Origin of the sequence: Allomuricauda sp. NFXS6, from assembly GCF_040148835.1 — a bacterium.
Lineage (GTDB): Bacteria > Bacteroidota > Bacteroidia > Flavobacteriales > Flavobacteriaceae > Flagellimonas.
Genome location: NZ_JAGEMG010000002.1, coordinates 497,160 through 507,259, shown reverse-complemented (window position 1 = coordinate 507,259; position 10,100 = coordinate 497,160). Strand labels below are relative to the sequence as shown.

General features: G+C 41.3%; 8 protein-coding genes and 1 rRNA gene. 5 read left to right on the top strand and 4 right to left on the bottom strand.

The genetic code is table 11. The features are described from left to right. Both J4E06_RS05495 and J4E06_RS05490 read right to left on the bottom strand, forming a co-directional pair. Positions 1 to 588: ribosomal RNA gene (locus J4E06_RS05495) — 16S ribosomal RNA — on the bottom strand; the annotation flags it as partial. A 291-nt stretch (positions 589 to 879) separates the two neighbouring features. After that, positions 880 to 2,928 carry a putative porin gene (locus J4E06_RS05490; protein WP_349523030.1) on the bottom strand — a complete coding sequence of 683 codons (2,049 nt, stop codon included), beginning with the start codon at positions 2,926 to 2,928 and terminating at the stop codon, positions 880 to 882. A gap of 140 nt (positions 2,929 to 3,068) precedes the next feature. On the opposite strand from J4E06_RS05490, the gene rnhB reads away from it, so the two are divergent. From rnhB to J4E06_RS05470, 4 genes are all read left to right on the top strand, one after another. After that, positions 3,069 to 3,665: a ribonuclease HII gene (gene rnhB / locus J4E06_RS05485; RefSeq protein ID WP_349523029.1), complete on the top strand. Its 597-nt coding sequence runs from the start codon at positions 3,069 to 3,071 to the stop codon at positions 3,663 to 3,665. Positions 3,666 to 3,694: 29 nt separating this feature from the next. Then, positions 3,695 to 6,151: a ribonuclease HII gene (locus tag J4E06_RS05480; protein WP_349523028.1), complete on the top strand. Its 2,457-nt coding sequence runs from the start codon at positions 3,695 to 3,697 to the stop codon at positions 6,149 to 6,151. 122 nt (positions 6,152 to 6,273) lie between these two features. Next, on the top strand, positions 6,274 to 7,587 hold the full coding sequence (locus J4E06_RS05475; RefSeq protein ID WP_349523027.1) for an OmpA family protein: 1,314 nt from the start codon (positions 6,274 to 6,276) through the stop codon (positions 7,585 to 7,587). Between the two features lie 11 nt (positions 7,588 to 7,598). Further along, complete coding sequence (locus J4E06_RS05470; protein ID WP_349523026.1) at positions 7,599 to 8,291, top strand: TapB family protein; 693 nt, start codon at positions 7,599 to 7,601, stop codon at positions 8,289 to 8,291. A 63-nt stretch (positions 8,292 to 8,354) separates the two neighbouring features. On the opposite strand, the gene J4E06_RS05465 is transcribed toward J4E06_RS05470, so the two are convergent. Continuing rightward, positions 8,355 to 8,981, bottom strand: a complete 627-nt coding sequence (locus tag J4E06_RS05465) for a porin family protein (RefSeq protein WP_349523025.1) — start codon at positions 8,979 to 8,981, stop codon at positions 8,355 to 8,357. A gap of 29 nt (positions 8,982 to 9,010) precedes the next feature. Between J4E06_RS05465 and J4E06_RS05460 the strand changes: the two genes are divergently transcribed. After that, positions 9,011 to 9,190, top strand: a complete 180-nt coding sequence (locus J4E06_RS05460; protein WP_349523024.1) for a hypothetical protein — start codon at positions 9,011 to 9,013, stop codon at positions 9,188 to 9,190. A 124-nt stretch (positions 9,191 to 9,314) separates the two neighbouring features. On the opposite strand, the gene J4E06_RS05455 is transcribed toward J4E06_RS05460, so the two are convergent. Continuing rightward, positions 9,315 to 9,986 (bottom strand): hypothetical protein, encoded by a 672-nt coding sequence (locus J4E06_RS05455; RefSeq protein ID WP_349523023.1) that lies wholly within the window; start codon positions 9,984 to 9,986, stop codon positions 9,315 to 9,317. Positions 9,987 to 10,100 lie beyond the last annotated feature (114 nt).

Below are 10,100 nucleotides of genomic sequence, written 5' to 3'. Positions count from 1 at the left end.
GCCCGCCTACGGACCCTTTAAACCCAATGATTCCGGATAACGCTCGGACCCTCCGTATTACCGCGGCTGCTGGCACGGAGTTAGCCGGTCCTTATTCTTACGGTACCGTCAGACACCTACACGTAGGTGCGTTTCTTCCCGTATAAAAGCAGTTTACAACCCATAGGGCCGTCATCCTGCACGCGGCATGGCTGGATCAGGCTCCCGCCCATTGTCCAATATTCCTCACTGCTGCCTCCCGTAGGAGTCTGGTCCGTGTCTCAGTACCAGTGTGGGGGATCCCCCTCTCAGGGCCCCTAACCATCGCTGCCTTGGTGGGCCGTTACCCCACCAACTAACTAATGGTACGCATGGCCATCCCTGTCCGATAAATCTTTAACCGAAATATCATGCGATATAACGGTACCATGGGGCATTAATCCAAGTTTCCCTGGGCTATTCCCCTGACAGGGGCAGGTTCCATACGCGTTCCGCACCCGTGCGCCGGTCGCCACCAGAAAAGCAAGCTTTTCCGTGATGCCCCTCGACTTGCATGTGTTAGGCCTGCCGCTAGCGTTCATCCTGAGCCAGGATCAAACTCTTCATTGTATTTCCTTGAATGTCTGTCCGACACCCGGAAATCCGAGTCCCTGCATCAAAATGGTTCATTCTTAATTCTACGCTGTCGTTACAATATGTATATGAACTTCTTTTGTTTTTTCCTTCGGATAACGCCTCTCGGCCCCTCCAAAGCGCCCTGCCTTATCAGCTAAGCGGGTGCAAATATACGCACCTTATTTCCGTACCGCAAAACAATTTTCAATATTTTTTTAGAAAAAAAATCAATTGATTTATAAGTGCTTGTTTTTCAGTATTTCTTTATTTACTTCTCATCAAATTTTATGAAAAGAAATTCCAGACCAGCCCAAACCTGATAACAAAATCACGGTACGGATAGTTTGGTGCTGAGTAATAATTGGGTTCTGAAAAAATGGAATTGAGATGTTCTGCCTTTAAATAAATCCTGGTTTGCTTCACTTTGGCATTTATAAAAACGTCCATTAAAGGATATCCTCCCAACTCCTCATTGTTCTGGATATAGAATTCGCCCAATAATGGATTATAGGCATTCATATTATATGAAGTGAAGTATTTAAAGGTCACTCCTGTTTGAAGGAACATGGCTTTCTTAAACACATCGCTTGAAAAGTATAATGTATTTCTTGTAACCAGCTGGGGAAGATTGAGTACCTGATTGTCCTGGGTTACTTCTTGATACATTACCGTATTCATCAACGCCCACTTTCTCCATTTTAATTCCTTTTTATACTTCACCTTTAGGTGGTTGACAGTACCTGATTCCTGGAACGGCCTCACGAAAGCTGTTTCTTGCCCCAATCCTATTTGTTCCTCGTTGGCGGAAGAAGCAAAATAGGTATAATTGTTCAACAGACTGTACTCAGCTTCGATTTGACCAAAATAATGGGAATCAAAACCAAACTTGATACTCTGTGTTTGCACCTTATCGAAGGTATTGTTGTTTTGCCAGTTGAAATTACGGTAATCACTTTGATACAGTAAATAATTAAAGTCTGGCATTCTCGAGGAAACATTTATGCTCCCTGTGATTGTGTTTTTATCATTTAAACGATATCTCGCCAATGCATCAATATTATTCCCCGTAAGTTCCCCAGAAACGGTATAGTTCACATTTCCTGAAAGAAACAATGGCCCTATGGTATTGTGATAGGACCCGCCTACCGAAATTTCCTCCCCCTGTAATTTGTTCTGAATCGTCCCTTCTTCGGTAATGAGAATACTGTTGAAGAAGTAATTATAATTGTACAGGCTTACATTACCTGACAATTTGCCCAATGTTCTGTTTGAAAATGCGACGGTTCCCCTATTGAACATGGTCTTTAATCTGGCCCTATCTTCAATGGGTGTTAAAAATGGATCTTGTCCAAAGGCATCATTCTGTCGGGTTTGTTCAAAATCGTAGATTTTGGATTCGTAACTGAACTCATGTCCAATCGTCAATGTTGTTGGCTCCTTGTCCGTGGAATCTTTTTTATGATTGACGAGTTTGAATTGTTGGTCCAAGTAATAGCGCTTTCCCAATATCCGATTGTTGGCGTCTTCATACAACAAATCAATTTTAGCCCTATCCTGAAAATCGTCCAGATTATCTTCAAATTGTCTTCTATCCAATAGCCCCCCACTTTCTTCGCTTTGCAACTCTTGAGCCGCAATATGCCCCCTAAGCCCATACTTTTCATTTTTGGTGATGTAGGTAAGGGTTACCCTAAACTTTCCGTCCTGTGCTTCTTCGTACCTATATTTACCCAAGGACCGAAAACCATTGTAAGCGATAGATGCATTTAGCCTTTCCGTCATATTAAAGGTTAACAGTGCATCGAGATACTGCCCCTGCTCCATGGTTGTTTTGAACATAAGTTCGGTCATTGGAGTGGGAACATGATAATAGTTGATATCCTCTTTTTCAAAATACCCCGGATGTTTTGCAGTGGCACCTATTCTTGGATAGTAGGGCGTTCCAGAAAAACTCTTACCGAGTTCGTTGTAGGGTTGTCCCATATTGGCAAAGGGCATTAATTCAAAATCATCTTCCCTAATATAATTGTACTTGTAATCTTTTTTAATGGTAAGGGAGGTATCCACAAAAGTGGTGTCGCGTTGGTACGAAATTATTTTATAATCACTAATGCCAACGGAATCTTTCTTCTTGCTCGCCATCCCACGCATTTTTTTGTCCTTTAGTTTTTGTCGAGCAGCGTCTTTTGCAATGGAGTCCTTGGAGGTCATCAAAAGAGAATCTTTATCCTTTAGCCTTAATGAATCCAACCCTTTTACTGGTGGCAGTGAGTCTTGCTGTGCCAAAAGGAATTGTCCAAAGCATAAAAGTAGGGTCAACAGTATAAATCTCATTCCATGATATTGGTTGGGCAAAGGTAAAAGTTTTGTTACTAAGGAAATGTGAAAAGTTGATTGACCTGCTCTAAAAAGAATTTACATTTTTATATTGCCTAAATTTTATCAAAACTGGCTTGGTCAAATTTTTACGGTATATGTTGAAACAATATTATCATTCTTTATTTGAGGCAGGAACCGATGAAGCCGGGAGGGGTTGCTTGGCAGGTCCGGTTACCGCTGCAGCCATTACTTTGCCCAAAAATTTTACCAATGACGTATTAAATGACTCCAAACAGCTTTCAGAAATTAAAAGGATTTTGCTAAAGCCCGTTTTGGAAAAAGAAGCTGTTTCTTTCTCCGTCTGCCACGTTTTCCAAGATGAGATTGATGAAATCAACATTTTAAACGCCTCTTTTTTGGCCATGCATCGTGCCATAGACAAGTTACAACCACAACCCGATTTTATAATCGTGGACGGAAACCGCTTTAAAGCTTACCCAAATATTGACCACGAATGCATAATTAAAGGGGATGGGAAATACATGAGCATTGCAGCAGCTTCGGTTTTGGCAAAGACCTATAGGGATGAGTACATGGCCAAAATACATGAAGAATTCCCGATGTACAACTGGAAAAAGAACAAAGGATATCCCACCAAAGAGCACAGGGAGGCCATAAAAAAATACGGCATTACCAAATATCACAGAAAAAGCTTTAGACAACTACCCGAACAATTGACACTGGATATTTAAAAATCCTAACTTTGTGTCAAACTTCAAGAATGAGATCAAAGGCACTTTTTTGTTTGCTCCCCATTTTAATTGCATCCTGTACAAAAGAGATAAAGACCAAAGATTCCCTTTTGGCACATCTGCCGCCCAACCCAGCACTCGTTTTAAAGATCACCAACCTGACCAATTTTAAAAGTGAGCTTAAAAACAATTCCATCCTTAAAAGTGTAGAGAGTTTTTCCCATATAAAGCAGGTTTCGGATAAGATTCAAGGCTTGGAATATCTAACCACCGATAAAACCTGTGTTCTTGCACTTTATGAAGTAGGCAAGGACAACTATGATTACATATTGGTGGCCAAAAACAGTTCAGGACTATTTAATGTGGACAGTGTAGCCAACAAAACAGTAGAAACTTTAACCTACGAGGGATCCCATGTGACCAAGTACGAGCTAGACGGCCTGGAAGTCTTCAGCTTGCAAAAAAACAAGGACATTTTAATGAGCTCTTCCATGATGCTCATGGAGAACATTATCAGGGTAAGCGAAAACACACCTGTTGACCCAACTTTGAAAAAACTTTATGAGGCAAGTTCCCTTGATAAGTCCGCCACCATTTTCATCAACCCAAGCGTAAACACTTCTGTATTGTCCTTAAAGGAAAGTTCTACCACCCTGGAAAACCCCTTTTCTTCTTGGGTTTCTTTGGATTTCACGGCAAATTCGGACGAAATCAACCTTAATGGTGTGGCGATGGCCCCCGATTCCACTAAAAATTTCATTAATTTATTCAAAGGCACTTCGCCCTTGGCCAACAAAACCCCTTCCTATACACCTTTAACGGCTCAGGCTATATTGTCCTATACTTTTGATGATTATCAAGTATTTGCCAAAAACCAAAACACCTATCTGGACAGAGTAAAGAAGAACGACTCCCTTTTCAACACCATTGAAGAAGTAGGGCTGATGTACTTGAACAATGAAAGAGCAGTCCTATTGAAATCCTTCGGGACTGAAAGCCTTTACGACTATTTGGATAGCAAAAAATCGGCTTCAGAGAATTATCAGGGCAGTGAAATTTTGGTGTTGGATGAAACAAATCTAGTTGAAGATGGATTTACCCCCTTGGTCAAAGATTTTGATTCCAATTACTGCACCATCATAGAGAACAGTTTCATCTTCTCCGAAGAAAAAGAAGTGTTACAGACCGTCATTAGCAACCACAAGAGCTCCTCATCTTTTGATGATGATGAAGGCTTTCAAACCGCTAAGGCTTCCATGGCCAACGAATCCAGCATGCTTTTTGTCTCTAATGCTTCGGGCATTGGTTTTTTTGCCGAACATGAACTTTCGCCAGAAGTTTTTGAGGATATAAAGGACAACGACTTTAAAGAACACGTCTTCGCATCACAAATGGTAATGGACCATGGCTTTGGCCATTTCAACGTTCTCGCTTCCAAAATCAAAAAAAACCAAGAAAAAAATACGGTGTCCCCCTTATTCACCTTGGAGCTGAACACGGACTTGGCCACCGAGCCACAATTTGTGAAAAACCATCGGACCAAGCAACAGGAAATCGTGGTACAGGACCAGAACAATGTGCTCTATCTGATTTCAACGGACGGTAAGGTACTTTGGACCAAGCAACTGGATGGCAGAATACAAGGGGAAATACAACAAGTTGATATTTACAAGAATGGAAAATTGCAGTTGGCCTTCACCACAAACGACCAATTCTTGGTCTTAGATCGCAATGGTGATGTAGTTCCTCCTTTCAACATTGATTATGAGGGTGGCAACTTAAATCCTTTGGCGGTATTTGATTATGACGGGAGCCGAAATTATCGCTTTGTGGTCACACAAGGCCGTAAGGTTTATATGTACAACAATCAAGCTGAAATAGTTCGAGGATTTACTTTTTCCGAGGCCCCTAGCAATATTTTGGGTGCTCCAAAACACTTTAGGGTGGGCAACAAGGACTATTTGGTGTTTAAGCAAGACAATAGTACCCTCAGAATTTTACATCGTGTGGGCAGCGACCGAATTAAAGTACCCGAGAAAATTGATTTTTCGAACAACGAGGTATTTCTATACAAGAACAAGTTCTCGGTAACCAATAAAACTGGTGTGCTGCACCAAATTGACACCAACGGAAAACTGACAGCCACCAATTTTAATCTTAATCCCGACCATGGGTTTTATGCAACCAGCAACACTTTGGTATTTATGGATGACAATGTACTCAGCATTAAAGGAAGAAAAGTAGAGTTGGAACTGGGCGTATATTCCAAACCAAAAATCTTTTACATCTACGATAAAATCTATGTGGGCGTGACGGATATCCAGAACCATCAAATCTACTTGTTCGACAGTCAGGCGAAACCTATCCCCAATTTTCCCATATTCGGCAGCTCTTTGATTGATTTGACCGATATGGACAACGACAAAAAACTGGAATTGGTAGCCAAAGACCAAGACAACTCCCTGATTGTCTATACCATAAACTAATACGCCATCTTGGTGCGACTTATACAATTCCTGCTACGGAACATACATTTTTAAAAAGACTGAAGGTTTCATTTAAGTAGTTTAGTTTGAATTACTTTATCAACAAACTAAAACACTATTTAATGAAAACCTCGAACAAACTCTGCTACTGTATGTTCTTTGCCCTCCTCTTGGGCAATAGCTCAGAAGCACAGTTCTTTAAGAAATTGGCCAAGAAAGCTGAAAAAGCGGCCGAACGCACGGTTGAACGACGTGTAGAAAGTGAAACTTCCAAAAAAACAGATCAAGCCCTAGACAGTATCTTAGAACCCGGTTCTGGTGGAAAACAAGCCCCGGATACCCAAGGCAACGGAAACACCACTGGCACCAACAGCGAGAGCACAACATCTACTGGCTCCGTTGCAACAGGGCCCAAAACCATCCAAGTCTACAGCAAATTTGATTTCGTCCCAGGAGACAAACCGTTGTTCTACGACGATTTCAACGATGAATTTATGGGTGATTTTCCATCCAAATGGAATACAAATGGTTCGGGAGAGGTGGTGACCATTGGGACACTGCCGGGCAAATGGTACTCCGTGGCCAACAGAAGCCTTACCATACCCAACTTGGGAACCACACTTCCAGAGGATTTTACCATGGAGTTTGACCTTAAGGTGGTCAATTTGAGCAGAAATACCGGTTCAGGGGCCATTTTGGCCATTTACCTTTCCGAAACCGATGGACTCAAGACCAATGAAAACTATGTAAAGGCGAATCTGAATTTTTGTCAATACATCGCCATCGGGGTGAGGGTGGACAATAATTTTAAAGGAGACCCCGCTCCCATTGCAAACACCTTACAACAAGATTTTAGAGAACTATACAAAGATGTGGTCCATGTTTCCATCGCCGTAAACAAAAACAGGTACCGACTTTGGCTCAATGAGAACAAGGTTGTGGATCTTCCTCAATTTATTGTGAGCCCAGAATTGATCAATTATGTTAAGTTTTATGTGAATGGCATCGATAAGCAAAAGAGACAGGAACAAGTGTTGATCAGCAACCTGAAAATATCCGAAGGCGGCGTTGATTTGAGAAGAAAACTGATGTCCGAAGGGAAAATTTCCACCAACGGCATACTCTTCAACTCAGGTTCAGCAGACATTCTGCCACAATCCATGGGAATCATAAGACAGATTTCGCAAGTGCTGAACCAAGATTCCTCCATCAGTCTCAACATCGTTGGCCATACCGATTCCGACGGTTCTGACGAAAGCAATATTACACTTTCCAAGGACAGAGCGGAAGCAGTAAAAAAAGCCTTGGTATCCGTTTATGGCATTTCTGAAGACCGTTTGAGCTCCGAGGGAAAAGGAGAGGCGGAACCAGTTGCCGACAACGGAACGGCACAAGGCAAAGCACAAAATCGCAGAGTTGAATTCATTAAAAAATAATACTTAAAAACATGAAACAATATTTTATATTATTCCTAGTGGCTGTATTTGCAGCACAAACATCCAATGCACAATCCAGCTGCAGTACTTATTATCCTTTGGTTGATGGCGCCAATTTCCAATACACCAACTACGATAAAAAGGGCAAAGAGGAAGGTCAAATCAATTATACGGTAACCAATGTGGAAAGTAGTGGCGATAACGTAAGTGCCACTATGATGATGGAAATGGTAGACAAAAAAGGCAATACTTATACCTCCGACTACAATATGGCCTGCGAGGGCAATGTGGTAAAGATTGATTTTAAATCTTTGATGAACGAACAAATGCTGAGCCAGATGGGAGATGTTGAAATGGATATTTCCGGAACCGATGTTGAATTGCCCAACAGTCTTTCCGTAGGACAAGAACTCCCCGATGCCAATATGCAGCTCAAAATGAAAATGGGCGGTGCCATAAACATGAACACCAATGTGGAAACCATTAACCGTAAAGTGGAAAAGCAGGAAAGCGTGACTACGCCTGCCGGCACTTTTGATTGTTATGTAATCTACAGCGAGACCAAGACCAAAATGATGATGACCAACCAAACCTTCCCTTCACGCACGTGGTTGGCCGAAGGCGTTGGTATGGTAAAACAGGAATCGTACAACAAAAAAGGAAAGTTAATGGGCAGTATGTTGCTCACCCAATTTAGTAAATAGGTGTTGTTTTATATAAGCAAAAAACCGAGGTTGATACCTCGGTTTTCTTGTTATTACATTTTTTTAGATTTTAAATCCAAGACCAAGACTTATCACGGAAGTTTTATAAAAATTGTTAAGCTCAATCAACCCCAAACCATACCTTGCATTCAATTCCAATCTATCGGTAATTTCAAAACCCAAACCACCATTGAGTCCAAAATCAAATCGGTCTAATTCTGATAGCGGGAATTTGTTTTTTTCACCTTCCAAGGAAGGGTCATATGGTACCTTTTTAAGCACTTCCTGTATTTTCACGAGATAGCCTGCCTGCATCCCCAATTCCAAATGAAGGCGATCTATCAATTCTATCCTAAAATTGACAGGCAATAAAATCACCAATTGGTTTATGTTGCTAACAATTTCACCTTCCGCTATCACTGGTTCACCAATATTAAAATCATTATTAATTTCTATTGAAGTTTTGGTTCCTTGGTTGGCCAATAGTAATTCAGGCCTTATACTTGTCTTATCTGAAATTCTGATATTAAAAAACCCACCAACATAATAGCCGATTTTTCTTTTGTAGGTATCATAATCCGCTATATACTTGGAATAATTGGTGCCAGCCTTGATACCAAAGCTATTATCGAATTGTGCTGATGCGGTAAAACAAATTACTAGTGCAATAAGTAGGTTTGCTTTTTTCATTTTTAGATATAAGGTGATTAATTATTTAAATGACCGAGACTGATTCGGTGGCGGGGAAAGTAGCAAGTATGGGGCAGATGGCATACCGCAAATTGACGGATGCCCCTTCTCGATTGACGGATGAAGAAAAATGGAATGAAAACTCCTCCGAAATCTGTACAAATGGTTTAAAAAAAAGAAAGAGGGTGAATTCTAAAAAATCTTCATAACTTGATTTGTCAGGTTGAGCCTGTCGAAACCGATATTGATTATCAGTAAGTTGAAAATATTTCGACAAGCTCAATATGACATCGCCTTACTTTTTAGGCATCCTCTTTTCTGTAGAATCAATTCCTATTCCTTATCCGGCAAAGGAGAAATCATAATATGCGCCCTGTGCGTGCCCGGGTTCATGATCCAAGGATGGTTTGGCCCAACAGGCTTTTCGGGAAGCCCGGTAGATTCTGCCGTGGCAAATGGCAAATAGACTACATAACGGTATTGCGCTCCTTCGACCTCATGGGTTTCTGGATTGTATTGGTCACTTTCCCCATAATAAATATGTAGGGTAGTCCCAGGTTTTCCCATATCCAGTTTACCTGATTTTGCTTCTTGTTCCCTGATGTCAAAGATTTCAGGTCCTGTTTTTCCCTCGGCTCGTAATTCTCGCCCTCTTGCCATAAAAGGTTCCAGGCTTTTGTGATAGCAGGCCGCATTGAATCCTGATTTTTTAGGGTCGTCGGCGAGGACAATGAATTCGTTATCCCCTTCCCGAAGTGTTACAAATTCGCCCGCCATATTGTACCCAATGACTTTGCACCCCGCTCGGCTTTCTTCTGGAGCGGCCATTAATGATGCGGCGATCAAAGCTTCGTCAGAGTCAATGGGAACGTAATTGGTTTCGACTTGTTCAACGGTATTGCTTTCCGCTGTTGCGGAATCATCCGTATCTTTTTTGCTTTCACCAGCATTCTTGCAGGAAATCAAAGCTCCTGCAAGGGCAATTACTACGAGAAATCTTTTCATGGTATGTTGAATTTAGTTATTGGAATATGAAGACCAAACAGGAGAACTTACTTTATACTCCGGTTTGCACCCCACATGTACCTTTTTAGTGCAAGTAGTAAGTTATAAAATATT